The sequence below is a fragment of the Kitasatospora griseola genome (genome assembly GCF_044999035.1).
Taxonomy (GTDB): Bacteria; Actinomycetota; Actinomycetes; order Streptomycetales; family Streptomycetaceae; genus Kitasatospora; species Kitasatospora griseola.
The window spans coordinates 5,386,812-5,402,012 of sequence record NZ_CP173360.1 but is presented as its reverse complement, the minus strand read 5'-3'; the positions used below and the strand labels follow the sequence as shown (position 1 = coordinate 5,402,012).

Below are 15,201 nucleotides of genomic sequence, written 5' to 3'. Positions count from 1 at the left end.
ATCCTTGAGTGGCGAAACCGTCAAATTGTCCGAGTTTGCCAGAAGTTGACCATCCGGAGCCGCAGCAGGCGTCCGGATCTTCTTCTGGTCGGGCCCACTGCGGCAGGGGAGACCATGAGCACCATCTCGCGCAGGACAGTGCTGTCCGCCACGGCGGCCACCGCGGCCCTGGGGGCCGTCGCCGCCTGTTCGAGCGGAGGCGGCGCCGGCGGCCGGCCCGGCTCCGACGCGGGCGCCGGCAGCGGCGGCGGCGGCAAGCCCGCCCCCGGCCAGTCCGGCACCAAGGGCACCCCGATCGGCGACGGCTCCAACGCCGACACGGGCCCGCAGCCGAACCAGCCGAAGGCCGAGAAGCTGAAGCCCGGTGAGGCGCCGCCGCAGTTCGTGGTGTTCTCCTGGGACGGCGCGGGCGCCACCGACGACGGCCAGTTCACCCGGTTCCTCAAGCTCGCCGAGGAGCACAAGGCGACCATGACGTTCTTCCTCTCCGGCATCTACACGCTGCCGAAGGAGAAGTCCTCGCTGTACCACCCGCCGAAGCACACCCAGGGCGCCTCCGACATCCCGTTCCTGTCCGAGGGCGCGGTCCGCAACACGCTGAAGCTGATCAGCCAGGCGTGGCTGGCCGGCCACGAGATCGGCACCCACTTCAACGGGCACTTCTGCTCGACCCGCTCGGACGGCAACGGCGTCAACAAGTGGTCGCCGGAGGACTGGGAGAGCGAGATCGAGCAGGCCGTCGGCTTCGTCACCCAGTGGAAGACCAACACCGGGTTCACCGACGTCGACCCGCTGCCCTTCGACTACAAGAAGGAGCTGATCGGCGGCCGCACCCCGTGCCTGGAGGGCCAGAAGACGCTGCTGCCGACCGCCGCCAAGCTCGGCTGGAAGTACGACGCCAGCTCGCCCGGCGGGCAGCAGATCTGGCCGCAGAAGGTCCAGGACGGCAAGATCTGGGACTTCCCGCTGCAGGGCATCCCGTTCCCCGGGCACAACTTCCAGGTGCTGTCGATGGACTACAACATCCTGGCCAACCAGTCCGCCGGCTCCACCAAGGGCGACCCGGCCAAGTACGGCCAGTGGCGTGACCAGGCCCGGGACTCCTACCTGGCGGGCTTCAACCGCGCCTACAGCACCAACCGCGCGCCGTTCTTCGTCGGCAACCACTTCGAGCAGTGGAACGGCGGCATCTACATGGACGCCGTCGAGCAGACCCTCAAGGAGATCGCCGGCAAGCCGGACGTCCGCCTGGTCTCGTTCCGGCAGCTGGTCGAGTGGCTGGAGGTGCAGGATCAGTCCACGCTGCGCAAGCTCCGCACCCTCAACGTCGGCCAGTCCCCGACCGGCGGCTGGCAGACCTTCCTCGGCACTCCCTGACGGTCCGTCGGCTCCGCCGACTCCGTCGCCCCGTCCGCCCCGGCCGCCGCACCGCGCGGCCGGGGCGGACGCTGCGGGTAGCGGGCCCGGACGGCGGCGGCAATCGTCCGGGACGCCTGCCCGTCGCCGTACGGGGACGGCACCTCGGCGAGCCGCGCCGCGGCGCCCGGGTCGGCGAGCAACTCGCGCAGGGCTGCGTCGAGTTCGGGCCCGGGGCGGGCCAGCCGGGCGAACCCGGCCCGGACCGCCTCCGGGCGTTCGGTGGAGTTGCGGACCACCACCAGCGGGCGTTTGAGCACCGTGCACTCCTCCTGGACGCCGCCGGAGTCGGAGACCAGCAGCCGGCAGTGCCGGGCCAGCGCCAGGAACGCGGCGTGGTCGAGCGGTTCGACCGGGCGCAGCCGCCCGCCGCCGGCGAGCAGCCCGGCGCCGGCGGCGGCCGCCCGGGTGCGAGGGTGCAGCGGCAGCAGCACCGGCAGGTCGAGGCCGCCGAGTTGGGCCAGCAGCCGGGCCAGCCGGTCGGGGTCGTCGGTGTTCTCGGGCCGGTGGACGGTGGCCAGCAGGTAGTTCTCGGGGGTGACGCCGTACCGGGCCAGCACGGCGCGGGCGGCGGGTTCGTCGGGCAGGGTGGCGAGGGTGGCCTCGACCACGGTGTTGCCGGTGACCAGGATCTGCCGCGGGTCGATGCCTTCGCGCAGCAGGTGGGCGGCGGCGGTCGCGGTGGGCGCGCAGTGCAGGTCGGCGAGCGGGGCGATGACCCGCCGGTTGGCCTCCTCGGGCATGTCGCGGTCGAAGGACCGCAGGCCCGCTTCGACATGGACGACGGGGACGCCGGCGCAGTGCGCGGCGAGCGCCCCGGCGGCGGCGGTGTTGGTGTCGCCCTGGACGATGGCGGCGGCGGGCGGGTGCTCGGCGAAGTGGCGGCTGAGTTCGCCGATCATCCGGCCGATCTGCCGGCCGCGGGGTTCGCCGCCGACGCCGTCCAGCCGGTGGTGCGGCGCAGGCAGGCCGTAGCCGGTGAAGAAGGCGGTGGTGAGGGCCGGGTCCCAGTGCTGTCCGGTCCACACCACGCGGGCGCGCGGGCCCAACAGCCGGGTGACGGCGGCGAGTTTGACGATCTCCGGTCGGGTTCCGAGGACCAGGGCGAGGTCGCGGGAGGTCATGGTGCTCCGTGAGGGGGACGGGACGACGGACCGAGCGCCGCGGGATCAGCCGGCGGGATTTTCGAATGACGATCACATGGTCGTGACGCTCCGTCGGTGAGCGCCGCGCGCCGCGCCCTTGCCGACCGTCGGGGGCGCGAGGACCACCCGCTCGGCGCAGCCGCCGTCCGCCCGGGCGCCCGCTCGGCCGCCGTGGCACCGACGGCCGATCGCGCCGGGCTCCGGACGTGGGGCGTCCGAGTGGTCTTCCGGCCGATCCGCGCGTCACTGCGGTCTGATGATCGGCCTGGCAGTCACCTTGGGCTCGGCCCGGAAGCCACCTGGCCGAGACGAGAGGAGACGACCGTGTACGGACCCCACGTCGGCGGAATCCCGCCTGTCGCGGCCGGCGGCGGAGTGCTGGCCTCCACCGGTTCGCCCGGACTCGGCCTGGCGGCCGCCGCGGCCACCGGCCTGCTGCTGGTCGGAGTGGTGCTGGTGCGGCGCGGCCGGCTGGCCACCGCCCCGCCCCGGTCCGAGCGGTCCGACCCGGACCGCCGTCCCTGACCTCCCCCGGACCGGGCGGACGACCGCCGGGTCCGGCCCGTCCGCCCCTCCGCGTGGAGCCGCCCATGCCTGCCACCGCACTCTCCGGACTGCCGGCCCGTCCCGCCCGCACCCGCCCCGGCCCGCTCGGCGCGGTGTGCGGCCCGCTCGCCCTCGCCCTGGCCGGCCTGCTGGTCGGTGGCGAACACATGTACCGCAACCTGGAGTTGACCGCCGTCGCCCAGGTGACGACCCACCTGCTGGGGCTGCGCACCCTGCTGCTGCCGAGCCCGAGCGCGCCGGTGCTGTACGCGGGCGGTCCGGACCATTTCGAGCGCGGCATCGCGCTGACCACCGGCTGCAGCAGCGCCCTGCTGATCGCGCCGTTCGCGCTGGTCCTCGGCCTGCTGCTGCTGTTCGGCCACCGCCGCCCGGGCCGGCTGCTGCTGGCCCTGGCGCTGGCCGGCGCGCTGATCGCCGGCACCAACCTGGGCCGGCTCACCCTGATCGTCGCCATGCAGCACCGCTACGGCAGCGCCGGGTTCGAGTGGACGCACGTCCTGTTCGGCTCGCTGCTGATGATGGTCGCCGCGCTGGCGGCCCTGCTGCTCTGTCTCGCCGTGGTCGCCCGCGGCTCCGCCCCCGCCGAGGACGTCGCCCCGTGAGCCTGCTCGATCTCTCCGTCTGCCTGTCCTTCATCCTCGGCGTCGGCTTCCTCGGCTACGTCGGGGTGATCGTGACGGGCTTCCTGCGCGCCCGGCCGGACGCCCCCGGCGACCCGTCCGGCTACCAGTGGCACTTCGTCGTCCCGTGCCGCGACGAGGAGGCGGTGATCGGCCTCACCCTCGACCACCTGCACCGGCGCTTCCCCACCGCCCACCTGTGGGTGGTGGACGACCACTCGACGGACCGCACCGCGGAGGTGGTCCTCGCACTCGCCGTCGCCGGGCTGCCCGTCCACCTGGTGCGGCGCAGGCTGCCGCACGCCCACACCGGCAAGGGCGACGCGCTGAACGCGGCGTACCACGCGTTCGAGGAGTGGCTGCCCGCCGGCGCCGACCCGGACCGGGTGGTGCTCACCGTGGTGGACGCGGACGGCCGGCCCTCGCCCAACCTGCTGCACGTGCTGGCCGGGCCGGCCTCGTTCGGCGACCCGGTGATCGGCGCCGTCCAGGTGGAGGTCCGGATGTCGAACCGGGCGGTGGCCGCGCCGCTGCCGGGCCGGAGCCGGGCCGCCAACGCCCGGGCCCGGCTGCTGGCCCGGCTGCAGGACCTGGAGTTCCGCGGACCGATCTCCGCGATGCAGATCACCCGGCGCCGCACCGGCACCGTCAACGTCGGCGGCAACGGGCAGGCCAACCGGCTGAGCGCGCTGCGCGCGGTCGCCGCCGAGACCGGCAGCCCCTGGGGGCAGGCCCTGCTGGAGGACTTCGAGCTGGGCCTGCGGATGATGCTGGCCGGCCGCCGCAACGGCTACACCACCACCGCCTGGGTCGAGCAGGAGGCGCTGTGGAGCGTGCGGCAGCTGCTCACCCAGCGGGTCCGCTGGGCGCAGGGCTCGATGCAGTGCGCCCGGTACCTGCCGCGGATCTGGAGCTCCCGGGAGTTCAGCGCGCTCGGCTTCCTGGAGGTGGGCTACTTCATGGCGCAGCCCTGGCTCCAGGTGGTCGGCATGTTCGCCTACCTGCTGCCGATCGGGGTCTTCGGCTACCACTCCTGGGCGTACCCGGAGTTCACCGCGGACTTCCTCGCCCACGGCGGCGCCCTGCTGATCGGCCTGTACCTGCTGATCGGGATCGCCGAGTTCGCCGTCTGGGGGCCGCTGTACCGGCGCCGCTGCGAGCGGGACATCGGCCGCGGCCCGGCGCTGGGGTACGGGCTCGCGCTGGCGGTCTACGCGTTCGGGACGTACCTGGTCGCGGTGCGCGCGTTCTGGCGACTGGTGCGCGGGGAGCAGAGCTGGCACAAGACCGCACGGACAGCCGCACGTTGACGATCCGTCAGGCAACTACTCCATTCGACCGGATTTCCCGACCAGTCACACAAGCCGCTTGTCGCATCAGGGAATTGATCGACAGCCATCGGAATCGGCACTTCCTCCCCAGAAAGGCGGTCCGTTCGTGACCACCGTCCCCACCCGCACCCGCGTCCTGGCCGGCGCAGCCCTCGCGGCCGGCCTGTTCTGCTCCGCCGCACCGGCGTTCGCCGCGCTCACCTCCCCCGAGGCGACGGCGTACGTGGTCTCCGCCGACGCACTGAACAACAACGTGGCCGTCCCGCCGCAACCGCTGTCCACCTACCCGCCGGGCGGCACCCAGACCCTGGTGGGCCTGACCGTCGGCCCGTTCGCGACCGACGCCACCCTCACCGCCACCACCGCCGGCGACCCGACGCTCGGCACCTCCTCGGCCTCCGCCACCGTCGACCACCTGACCCTGACCCTCGGCCCGGCCCTGACCGGCGACGTGACCGGCGTCCAGTCCACCTGCAGCGCCGACCCGAACGGGCCCACCGGCAACGGCGTCATCGCGAGCGGCACCCTCACCGTGCTGGGCGTCCCGACCACCCTGCAGGCGAACGCCCCGAAGAACACCAGCGTCACCGTTCCGGGCCTCGGCACCGTGACCCTCAACGAGCAGTCCACCGACGCCAACGACGTGCTCACCGTCAACGCCGTGCACATCGTCCTGCTGCCCGCGCTCGGCGGCGCCAACGTGATCATCGGCCACGTCGAGTGCGGCGGCTCCCCGGCGGCCGGGGCCGTGCCGGTGATCGACACCCAGGTCGGGGTGATCGGCGGCTCGCTGGCCGCCGCGGCCGTCCTCGGCACCGTGTACTACCGGCGCCGCGCCTGACCGGGCCGGACAGCCGGGTGCCCTCCCGCTCCGGACACGGAGGCGGGAGGGCACCGGAGCGTTCACGCTCAGACCAGCAGTTCGGCCAGCCGGTCGGCCCAGATGATCGAGTAGTGGCTGGTGCCGGCCAGCAGCTCGGTCGGGACGGTGACCTTCGCCGCCGCCAGCCGGCCCTCGTCGTACAGCGCCTGCGGCTCGTTCAGCAGGCCGCGCTCCGCGTACAGGAACTGCGTCGGGACGGTGAGGCGGTGGATCGCGCCGGCCGCCTCCGGATCGAGCAGCACCTGGGTGCCGTCGGTGGTGATCGCCTCGTGGACGCAGGACGAGACCAGCTCGGGGGCCTCGCCGATCAGGTCGCGCTGGGTGTACGCGTCCATCTCCTCGTTCCACTCGGCGAACGCGGGGTGCGCCTGCCAGAACCCGCGGTAGGCCTCGCGGCTCTCGAAGGTCATCGACAGCCGGGCCAGTGCCGGGCCGAGCACCGCGGCCAGCGCGTCCTCCTCGCGGACGCCCTCGGGCAGCGGGAAGGTCACCGCGCCGTCGACCAGGACCAGGTCGGCGAGCAGCTCGGGGTGCCGGGTGGCGGCGACGGCCGACACCCAGGCGCCCATCGAGTGGCCGACCAGCCGGACCGGGCCCGCGTCCAGGTGGCGGATCAGCGCGGCGACGTCCTCCGCGTGCCGGCCCAGGCCCCACGGGCCGGGCAGGTCGCGGCTGGCGGCCCGGCCGCGCAGGTCGGGGGCGTACAGCGCGACCCGGCCGTCCAGCAGGCGGGCCAGGCCCGCCCAGGCCAGCGCGTTGGCGGTGATGCCGTGCACGGCGACCACCACGGGCGCGCCCGGGTCGGCGGCCGGCCAGTGCAGGACGGCGAGGTCACCGCCGTCGACGGGGACGGTGAGGTGCTGGGGGAGAGTCATGCGGCGCCTTCCGGTACGGCGGTGACGGACACCTTGGCGGCCCTGGCGGCCCGGCCCGCGCGCAGCCGGGCGGGCAGCTTGGCCAGACCGCCGGGCAGCAGGTAGACCACGGCGACGAAGAGCGTACCCAGCAGGAACAGCGGCTGGGAGAGCGGAACCCGCAGCACGGACGGGAGTTCGGCGATGGACGCGGAGTTCGCCAGGTCGCCGAGCCGGTGCGCGGCCCAGGTGTAGAGCACGCCGCCGAGCAGCGGCCCCCACCGGGTGCCGGAGCCGCCGAGCACCACCATCACCAGCAGCGCCAGCGTCGCGTCCGAGCTCGCGGCCTGCGGGGTGGCGCCGCCGGTGAGCAGCAGGTAGACCACGCCGCCCGCGCCGGCCAGGCCGCCGGCCACGGTGAACGCGACCAGCTTGAAGCCGTACGGCCGCAGGCCCAGCACCTCGACCCGGCGCTCGTTCTCCCGGATGCCGGCCCACACCCGCCCGGTCGGCGAGGAGACCGTCCAGTGCACCACGGCGAGCGTGACGACCAGGTACAGCACCGCGATCCAGTACAGGTTGGCGGTGTTCTGGATGCCGATCAGCGCGTCCGGCAGGTGCTCGGCGGGCGCCGAGCGGCCCTCCTCGCCGCCGGTCAGGCCGCCGGGGTTGCGCTGCACCAGGATCGCCCCGGCCTGCGCGAACGCCAGCGTCACCATGGAGAAGCCGATGCCGGTGACCTTGAGCGACACCGAGCCGAGCAGCAGCGCCAGCGCGATCGAGCAGGCGATGCCGAACACCGCGGCCAGGGCGAAGCCCAGGCCGAACTCCAGCATCGCCAGGTCGGTGGCGTACAGGCCGGTGGCGAAGTACAGGGCGTGCCCGAAGGAGAGCAGCCCGGTACGGCCGAGCAGCAGGTCGTAGCCGGTGGCGAGGCCGCCGTAGACCAGGCACAGCGCGATCAGCTGGAGGCTGCCGGGGCTGCCGAGCGGGCCGTCCAGCAGACCGGGCAGCGGCAGGGCGCTGTACGGCGCGATCACCAGGACGACCAGCAGGCCGAGCGGCCACCAGCGCTTGAGGTGGGTGGTCATGCGAGTCTCCCGGTGAGTCCGCGCGGCTTGACGAGCAGCAGCACGGCGAGCAGGACGACCACGGAGAGGTCGCCGAGGCCCGCGGCGGTGTAGTAGTTGGCGAACTGCTGAACCAGTCCGACGCCGACCGAGGCGACGGCCGCGCCGGTGACGGAGCCCATGCCGCCCATCACCACGACCACGAAGGCGAAGATCAGCAGTCCGGTGCCCTGGCCGGGGTTGATCGAGCCGAAGTACAGGCCGGCCAGCGCCCCGCCGAGCGAGGCGGCGGCGCCGCCGATCGCGAAGACCAGGGTGAAGGCCTTGCGGACGTCGATGCCGAGCGCGGTGACCATCGCCCGGTCCTCGACGCCGGCCCGGACGATCAGCCCGTAGCGGGTCTTCGCCAGGAACAGCCGCAGCAGCACCAGCACGATCAGCGCGGCGGCCATCAGCACGAAGCGGTTGACGGGCACGGTCGCGCCCAGCAGCCGCACCGTGCCGGACAGCGCCTCGGGCTGCGGGAACGGCCGGGCGTCGGCGCCCCAGATGCCCATGATCAGCGCGGGCAGCGCGAGTCCGACGCCGACGGTGGCGAGGATCTGGTCGCGCGGCCGGGAGTACAGCGGCCGGATCAGCGCGAGTTCGAGCAGCACCGAGGCGGCGGTGCCGACCGCGGTGCCGAACGGGACGGCCAGCCAGAAGCCCATCCCGCCGTCGGTGGCGGCCCACCAGGCGGCGTACGCGCCGATGGACAGCAGCGCGCCGTGCGCGAAGTTGAGCACGTCCATCAGGCCGAAGATCAGCGAGAGGCCGGAGGCGACCAGGAAGTACAGCGCGCCGAGCCCCAGTCCGGTGCAGGCGAGCAGGACGACGGTGTTCATCAGGGAGTCACCTCGGGAGCTGCGGTGGGGCGGTGGCTGCCGACGCCGAGCAGCCGGCGGGCGGCGTCCTCGTCGGCGAGCAGCTCGCGGGCGTCGCCCTGGTGGGCGGTGCGGCCGTCGGCGAGGACGGCGCACTGCCCGGCGACCCGGCGGACCAGGGCCAGGTTCTGCTCGACCAGCAGCACGGGGACGGTCTCGGCGGCCCGGGCGAGCACGTCGGCGACCTCGGTGACGATCTTCGGGGCGAGGCCCTTGGTGGGCTCGTCGGCGATGATCAGCCGGTTGCCGTTGAGCAGCGTGCGGGCGATCGCCACCATCTGCTGCTGGCCGCCCGACAGGGTTCCGGCGGCCTGCCTGTGACGCTGCTTCAGCTCGGGGAACAGCTCGAAGACCAGGTCGTAGGCGGGGGTTCCGTCGCGTTCGGCCAGCCGCAGGTTCTCGGCGACGGTCAGGCCGGCGAAGATGCCGCGGTCCTCGGGCGCGTAGCCGATGCCGTGGCGGACCACCAGGTGGGTGGGCAGTCGGCCGATGTCGGCGCCGTCGAAGACCAGCGAGCCGGTGCGCGGGACGAGTCCCATCACGGCCTTGACGGTGGTGGTCTTGCCGGCGCCGTTGCGGCCGAGCAGTGCGGTGACTCCGGTGGCGGCGACGTCCAGGTCCACCCCGTGCAGGATGTGCAGTCCGTCGATCACCACCCGGAGGTCGCGGACGGCGAGCAGGGTCGTCGTCACAGCGCCTCCCCGAGGTAGGCCCCCTGGACGGTTTCGTCGGCCATCACGGCCTCGGGGGTGTCGAGTGCGAGCAGCGTGCCGTGGTGCATCACGGCGAGCCGGTCGGCCAGGCCCAGCAGCACGTCCATGTGGTGTTCGACCATCAGGACGGTGCGGCCCTGCCGGTGCACGGAGCGGATCAGCTCGACCAGGGCGGGCACCTCCTCGGCGCTCACCCCCGCCATCGGCTCGTCGAGCAGGATCAGCCGGGGGTCGCCCACCAGCAGCACCGCGAGCTCCAACTTCCGCTTGCCGCCGTGCGACAGCGAACCGGCCAGGTCGTCGGCCTGGTCGGCGAGGCCGGTGCGCTCCAGGGTCTCCTCGACCTGCTGCCGGTACCGGTCGGCGCGCCGCCAGATCCGGTACGAGGCGGCCGGCCCGGCCGCGGCCTGCGCGGCCAGCCGGACGTGGTCGGCGACGGTCAGGCCGGGCCACAGCGAGGAGGTCTGGAAGGTCCGGCCGAGACCCCGCCGGGCCCGGGCGGGCACCGGCAGGGCGGTGATGTCGGCGCCGTCCAGTTGGAGGGTGCCGTGGCTGGCCGGGTAGATGCCGGAGATCAGGTTGAACAGGGAGGTCTTGCCCGCCCCGTTCGGGCCGATGAAGGCGACGAACTCGCCCTCGGCGACGTCGAAGGTGACGTCCTGGACGATCGGGACGCCGCGGACGGACCAGCCGAGGCCGTCCAGCCGCAGGACCGGGGCGGGGGTGCTCATTGCGGTCAGCCCGCCATCTTGGCGACCGGCGGGGCGACCTGGTCGGCCGACAGCACCTTCTCCGCGGTGGGCTTGGCAGCGGCGCCGGTGCCGGTCAGCTTCACCTGGAACATCGGCTGCAGCAGCGCGTGGTCCTCGGCGCGGACGGTCAGCTTGCCCTTGACGCCGTCGAAGCTCCAGCCCTCCAGCGACTTCACCAGCGCGTCGGTGTCGGTGTCGGAGCCCTTGTTGGCCTCCAGCGCGTGCACCACCATCTGCGCGGCCGTGAAGCCGTCCGGGGTGAACAGGTCGGACTTGGAGCCGTTCTTGGTGACGAAGTCGTTCATCGCCAGCTCGGCCTCGGTGCCGCCGGCCGCGCCGGAGAAGTAGTGGTTCAGGAAGTCGATCTTCTCGGCGGCGGGGCCGAACAGCGGGTACGAGGCGGCCACGTCGAGGCCGGTGACGACCTTGGTCGAGGAGAACACGTCCTGCTGGTTGAGCGAGGTCCACAGCGCGGAGGCGGTGTCGCCGGCCCACGCCACGAACAGCAGGTCGGGCTTGGCGGCCTTGGCCTGGGTCGCGAACGGCGTCAGGTCGGTGGCGGACGGCGGGGCCAGCACCGCCTCCACGGTGGCGCCCTCGCCGCCGAGGACGTCCTTGACGGCGGCCACGTTGGCCTGGCCGAAGGCGTTGTCCTGCGCGAGGACGGTGACCTTCTTGCCCTTGGCGTCGCCGATGAAGGACGCGGCGGCCTTGGTGTCCTGGTAGGACTGCCGGCCGGAGCGGAAGGTGTACTTGTTCAGGCCGGTGACCTTGTCGGCGGCGGCCGGGCCGCTGATGAACAGCACCTTGTTCTGCGCCGCGATCGGGCCGACCTGCAGGGCCACGCCGGAGGCGGTGGAGCCCGCCAGGATCTTGTAGTTCTTGCCGATCAGGTCCTTCGCCGCGGACACGGCCTTCGCCGGGTCGCCCGCGTCGTCCTGCTCGGCGATCTCCACCGGGTGCCCGCCGACCGCGTTCGTGCCCTTGGTGGCGTACGACAGACCGGCCTTGAAGCCCTCCAGGTACTGCTTGCCGTAGGCCGCCAGCGGACCGGTCTTGGAGTACACCAGGCCGACCTTGACCGGGCTCTTGTCGCCGCCGCCCGCCTCCGCCGAGGTGCCCGCCGTACCGGCCTTGGCGCAGGCGGACGCGAGCAGCACGCAGGCGGCCAGCGCGGCGAGCCTGCGGACGGGGCGTCTGGGGGTGGCGTCGGTGACTGACATGGTGGGGAGCTCCTGACGTACCTGTGCTGGTGGGATGCGGGAACCGTAGGGGGGCCACCCGGAAGACGACATGTGACGGGAGCACGCATCGGCAGCCGCTTCTGTGTGGGTCGGCGACATGTTGCGGCGCCGCCCCCCGGGAGGTGTGTGACGGACACATGGATCCGCCCTGCTCCATGGCGTCGCCCGCCATGGAAAGCGCCGGGGCCTGCGACGAGTGTGGTGCGGCAGTCAGCCCTCCCCCTTCGAGAAGGTGGCCCCCTTGGACAAGGTCCTGGACTCCCCCGCCCGCGCGGTCGGGGACATTCCCGACGGCGCGGTGCTCGCGGTCGGCGGCTTCGGCCTGTGCGGCATCCCGTCCACCCTGATCGGCGCGCTCGTCGACGCGGGCACCACCGGCCTGCGCGTCGTCTCCAACAACTGCGGCGTGGACGACTGGGGCCTCGGCCTGCTGCTCCGGGCCGGCCGGATCGCCCGGATGACCTCCAGCTACGTCGGTGAGAACAAGGAGTTCGCCCGCCAGTACCTGAACGGCGAGCTGGAAGTCGAACTGACCCCGCAGGGCACCCTCGCGGAACGGCTGCGGGCCGGCGGCGCGGGCATCCCCGCCTTCTACACCCCCGCCGGCGCGGGCACCCAGGTCGAGGAGGGCGGCCTGCCCTGGCGCTACGCCCCGGGCGGCGGCGCCGTCGCGGTGGCCTCCCCGCCGAAGGAGGTCCGCGAGTTCGACGGGCGCTTCTACCTGCTGGAGGAGGCGATCGTCGCGGACTTCGCCCTGGTCCGCGCCGAGATCGCCGACCGCCACGGCAACTGCGTCTTCCACGCCGCCGCCCGCAACTTCAACCCGCTGTGCGCCACCGCCGGCCGGATCACCGTCGTCGAGGCCGATCGGATCGTCGAACCCGGCGAGATCCCGCCGGACGCCGTCCACCTGCCCGGCGTGTACGTCGACCGGGTGGTCGCCGCCGACCCCGCCGACCGCCGGATCGAGCGCCGCACCGTCAGTCTTTCCGCCGCGAAGGAGTCCTGATGACCACCGCGCTCGACCCGCGCGACCTGCTCGCCGCCCGCGCCGCCCGCGAACTCCGCGACGGCCAGTACGTCAACCTCGGCATCGGCCTGCCCACGCTGATCCCCAACCACCTGCCCGCGGGCGTGCACGTCGTCCTGCACTCCGAGAACGGCATCCTCGGCGTCGGCCCCTACCCGACGGACGCCGACGTCCACCCCGACCTGATCAACGCCGGCAAGGAGACCGTCACCGTCAACCCCGGCGCGGCCTACTTCGACTCGGCGTTCTCCTTCGGCATGGTGCGCTCCGGCCGGATCGACGTCTCGGTGCTCGGCGCCATGCAGGTCTCCGCGAGCGGCGATCTCGCCAACTGGATGATCCCCGGCAAGATGGTCAAGGGCATGGGCGGCGCGATGGACCTGGTCCACGGGGCCCGCCGCCTGATCGTGGTGATGGAGCACACCGCGAAGGACGGCACCCCGAAGATCGTCGACGAGCTCACCCTGCCCGCCACCGGCCGCGGCGTCGTCCACCGCATCGTCACCGACCTCGCCGTCCTCGACGTCACCTCGGACGGCCTCCGCCTGGTCGAACTCGCCGACGGCGTCACGCTCGAACAGCTTCGCGCGGCGACGGAGCCCCCCGTCCTCGCCGACTGAAAGCCCCCCGGGCCCCTCAGGGGCCCGGGGAGTCCGCCGTGCTACTTCACGTTCGGGATGTTCCAGTCGACCGCCTTCTGCCCGAACCCTTCCAGCGCAGCGTTGATCTGCGAGAACGGCTTGGTGCCGAAGAAGGTCTTCTGCGACAGCGGCGACGGGTGGCCGCTCTGCACGACCACGTGCTTCTCGGTGTCGATCAGCGACAGCTTCTTCTTCGCGTAGCCGCCCCACAGCACGAACACGCACGGCTCCTCGCGGGCGCTGACCGCGCGGATCACCGCGTCGGTGAACTTCTCCCAGCCCTTGTTCTTGTGCGAGTTGGCCTGGTGCGCCTGCACCGTGAGGACCGCGTTCAGCAGCAGCACGCCCTGCTCGGCCCACGGCATCAGGTAGCCGTTGTCGGGCATCTTGAAGCCGGTGCCGGTGCCGGGCTCCGTGAAGAGGCCGAGGTCGGTGTTGAGCTCCTTGTAGATGTTGCGCAGCGACGGCGGGACCTTGACGCCGGGCAGCACGGAGAAGCTCATGCCGTGGGCCTGCCCGTTGTCGTGGTACGGGTCCTGGCCGAGGATCAGCACCCGGACGTCCTGGTAGGCGGTCACGTCCAGCGCCGAGAACTCCTGCCCGGCGGGCGGGAACACCTCGTGCTCGGCCCGCTCGGCCGCCAGGAACTCCGACAGCTGCGCGAAGTAGGGCTTGCCGGTCTCCTCGGCGAGCACTGCGCGCCAGGACTCCGGCAGCTCCAGCGCGCCGCCCACGGACGCCTCGGCCAGCTCCGTCACGATGTACCTCCCACCGGCCGCGCCGCACGGCGACCGCTCTCGCTCGATCGTTCCCCGGCCCGTTCCGGACCCGTTGCGAAGAACGCTACACAGTCGCGCCGACAGCCCGCTCCGCCCGCCGCACACGAAGCTCTTCCCAACCGCTCAGCCCGACCAGCACCGCCGCCAGCAGGACCAGCACGGCCAGCGCGGGCAGCCGGTGCAGCGGGGTGAGGAGCAGCAGCGCCAGCAGCGCGGCCACCAGCAGGCCTGCGGTCAGCCGGGTCGGCGAGAGCTTCCCGAACATCATCCACCGGGTGTAGTTGAAGGCCAGCAGGTACAGCGCGCTGCCGCCGTACAGCAGCCCGAGCGCGCCGCCGCCGAGCGCCGCCCCGGGCCGGGCCACCGTCTCGGCGAAGCCCACCGCGACGGTGATCACCCCGGCGATCAGCGCCAGGTGCCCGTAAGAGAACACCCGGCGCAGCACGTCGCGCCGCGAGAGCGCGGTCTCCAGGGCGTGCCGCATCGCGTCGGCGGCGTACCCGAAGTACTGCCACCACAGCGCGCAGGAGATCACGAACGCCACGGCCACCGAGGCCAGCCGGCCCGCGTGCAGCGGGGCGCCGGCCACCGGGGCGCCGATCCCGACGATCGATTCGCCGAGCGCCACCAGCAGGAACAGCCCGAAGCGCTCGGGCAGGTGGCCCGGGTGGTACTCGACCTTCGCCAGCCGCCGGCGGAACAGCAGCGGCGCCGACAGGTCCGCCGCCGCGGCCAGCGCCCACAGCAACTCCCGTGCGGGGGACGCCAGCAGGCCGCCGATCACCAGCAGCGGACCGCTGAAGATCGCAGCCACCCCGTACGGGCCGATCCAGACCCGCCGCACCCGGCGGGCCAGCAGCCCGATCAGCAGCAGCCGGGCCGCCCAGTACGCGACGCCGAACAGCACGCCGCGGTCGCCGAACGCCCCCGGCAGGGCGAGCGCCATGAACAGTCCCGCCAGGCCCACCCCGAAGATCCCGATCCGGTCCCGCGGGTTGTCCACGTCCCGGATGTTGGCCTGCACCGTGGTGCCCACCCAGCACCAGTACACCGGCACGAACGCCACCAGGGCCCGCCCGCACCCGGCCCAGTCGTGGTGGTGGTGCAGCAGCGCCGACACCTGCGTCACCGCGAACACGAACACCAGGTCGAAGTACAGCTCCGCCCAGGTGACGCGCTTCTCCCCCATCCGAACTCCCCAGCACCCCATGCCTCTTGACGCCCCATCAGCGA

General features: G+C 73.1%; 16 protein-coding genes. 7 read left to right on the top strand and 9 right to left on the bottom strand.

What is annotated here, in order from left to right; translation table 11 throughout:
- The first annotated feature begins 114 nt into the window (after positions 1 to 114).
- A complete protein-coding gene (locus tag ACI1MP_RS24605; protein ID WP_404869487.1) occupies positions 115 to 1,377 on the top strand; it encodes a hypothetical protein in 1,263 nt (420 codons plus the stop codon).
- Here the strand turns inward: ACI1MP_RS24605 and wecB are convergent.
- A complete protein-coding gene (gene wecB, locus ACI1MP_RS24600) occupies positions 1,293 to 2,540 on the bottom strand; it encodes a non-hydrolyzing UDP-N-acetylglucosamine 2-epimerase (RefSeq protein ID WP_404869486.1) in 1,248 nt (415 codons plus the stop codon). The genes ACI1MP_RS24605 and wecB overlap by 85 nt on opposite strands.
- Positions 2,541 to 2,885: 345 nt before the next feature.
- Here wecB and ACI1MP_RS24595 point away from each other — a divergent pair, with 345 nt between their 5' ends.
- The 4 genes from ACI1MP_RS24595 (at position 2,886) to ACI1MP_RS24580 (ending at position 5,920) form a co-directional block, all read left to right on the top strand.
- Positions 2,886 to 3,086 (top strand): hypothetical protein, encoded by a 201-nt coding sequence (locus ACI1MP_RS24595; protein ID WP_100588650.1) that lies wholly within the window; start codon positions 2,886 to 2,888, stop codon positions 3,084 to 3,086.
- 65 nt (positions 3,087 to 3,151) lie between these two features.
- Positions 3,152 to 3,730 (top strand): archaeosortase/exosortase family protein, encoded by a 579-nt coding sequence (locus ACI1MP_RS24590; RefSeq protein ID WP_387997917.1) that lies wholly within the window; start codon positions 3,152 to 3,154, stop codon positions 3,728 to 3,730.
- A complete protein-coding gene (locus ACI1MP_RS24585) occupies positions 3,727 to 5,058 on the top strand; it encodes a glycosyltransferase (RefSeq protein ID WP_404869485.1) in 1,332 nt (443 codons plus the stop codon). The genes ACI1MP_RS24590 and ACI1MP_RS24585 overlap by 4 nt, the downstream gene beginning before the upstream one ends.
- Positions 5,059 to 5,185: 127 nt before the next feature.
- The gene (locus ACI1MP_RS24580; protein WP_404869484.1) at positions 5,186 to 5,920 is read left to right on the top strand and encodes a choice-of-anchor P family protein; all 735 of its coding nucleotides are present in this window, start codon (positions 5,186 to 5,188) and stop codon (positions 5,918 to 5,920) included.
- Between the two features lie 68 nt (positions 5,921 to 5,988).
- On the opposite strand, the gene ACI1MP_RS24575 is transcribed toward ACI1MP_RS24580, so the two are convergent.
- From ACI1MP_RS24575 to ACI1MP_RS24550, 6 genes are read right to left on the bottom strand one after another with little or no spacing between them, the layout of a single operon-like run.
- Positions 5,989 to 6,837, bottom strand: a complete 849-nt coding sequence (locus tag ACI1MP_RS24575; protein WP_380341699.1) for an alpha/beta fold hydrolase — start codon at positions 6,835 to 6,837, stop codon at positions 5,989 to 5,991.
- Entirely contained in the window at positions 6,834 to 7,907 is a 1,074-nt protein-coding gene (locus tag ACI1MP_RS24570; RefSeq protein ID WP_380341701.1) for a branched-chain amino acid ABC transporter permease, read from the bottom strand. The genes ACI1MP_RS24575 and ACI1MP_RS24570 overlap by 4 nt, the downstream gene beginning before the upstream one ends.
- On the bottom strand, positions 7,904 to 8,770 hold the full coding sequence (locus ACI1MP_RS24565; protein WP_100588644.1) for a branched-chain amino acid ABC transporter permease: 867 nt from the start codon (positions 8,768 to 8,770) through the stop codon (positions 7,904 to 7,906). The genes ACI1MP_RS24570 and ACI1MP_RS24565 overlap by 4 nt, the downstream gene beginning before the upstream one ends.
- Positions 8,770 to 9,501 (bottom strand): ABC transporter ATP-binding protein, encoded by a 732-nt coding sequence (locus ACI1MP_RS24560; RefSeq protein ID WP_404869483.1) that lies wholly within the window; start codon positions 9,499 to 9,501, stop codon positions 8,770 to 8,772. The genes ACI1MP_RS24565 and ACI1MP_RS24560 overlap by 1 nt, the downstream gene beginning before the upstream one ends.
- On the bottom strand, positions 9,498 to 10,253 hold the full coding sequence (locus ACI1MP_RS24555) for an ABC transporter ATP-binding protein (protein ID WP_380341704.1): 756 nt from the start codon (positions 10,251 to 10,253) through the stop codon (positions 9,498 to 9,500). Before ACI1MP_RS24555 ends, ACI1MP_RS24560 begins: the two co-directional genes overlap by 4 nt.
- Before the next feature lie 5 nt (positions 10,254 to 10,258).
- Positions 10,259 to 11,497 carry a substrate-binding domain-containing protein gene (locus ACI1MP_RS24550; RefSeq protein WP_100588643.1) on the bottom strand — a complete coding sequence of 413 codons (1,239 nt, stop codon included), beginning with the start codon at positions 11,495 to 11,497 and terminating at the stop codon, positions 10,259 to 10,261.
- A gap of 262 nt (positions 11,498 to 11,759) precedes the next feature.
- Here ACI1MP_RS24550 and ACI1MP_RS24545 point away from each other — a divergent pair, with 262 nt between their 5' ends.
- Together ACI1MP_RS24545 and ACI1MP_RS24540 are read left to right on the top strand one after the other, a co-directional pair.
- A complete protein-coding gene (locus tag ACI1MP_RS24545) occupies positions 11,760 to 12,527 on the top strand; it encodes a CoA transferase subunit A (protein WP_043914113.1) in 768 nt (255 codons plus the stop codon).
- On the top strand, positions 12,527 to 13,168 hold the full coding sequence (locus ACI1MP_RS24540) for a 3-oxoacid CoA-transferase subunit B (protein ID WP_189273458.1): 642 nt from the start codon (positions 12,527 to 12,529) through the stop codon (positions 13,166 to 13,168). Before ACI1MP_RS24545 ends, ACI1MP_RS24540 begins: the two co-directional genes overlap by 1 nt.
- Before the next feature lie 41 nt (positions 13,169 to 13,209).
- Here the strand turns inward: ACI1MP_RS24540 and ACI1MP_RS24535 are convergent, their stop codons facing one another.
- On the bottom strand, positions 13,210 to 13,947 hold the full coding sequence (locus ACI1MP_RS24535; RefSeq protein ID WP_189273456.1) for a uracil-DNA glycosylase: 738 nt from the start codon (positions 13,945 to 13,947) through the stop codon (positions 13,210 to 13,212).
- 85 nt (positions 13,948 to 14,032) lie between these two features.
- Positions 14,033 to 15,157 carry a low temperature requirement protein A gene (locus ACI1MP_RS24530; RefSeq protein ID WP_404869482.1) on the bottom strand — a complete coding sequence of 375 codons (1,125 nt, stop codon included), beginning with the start codon at positions 15,155 to 15,157 and terminating at the stop codon, positions 14,033 to 14,035.
- Between the last annotated feature and the right edge of the window lie 44 nt (positions 15,158 to 15,201).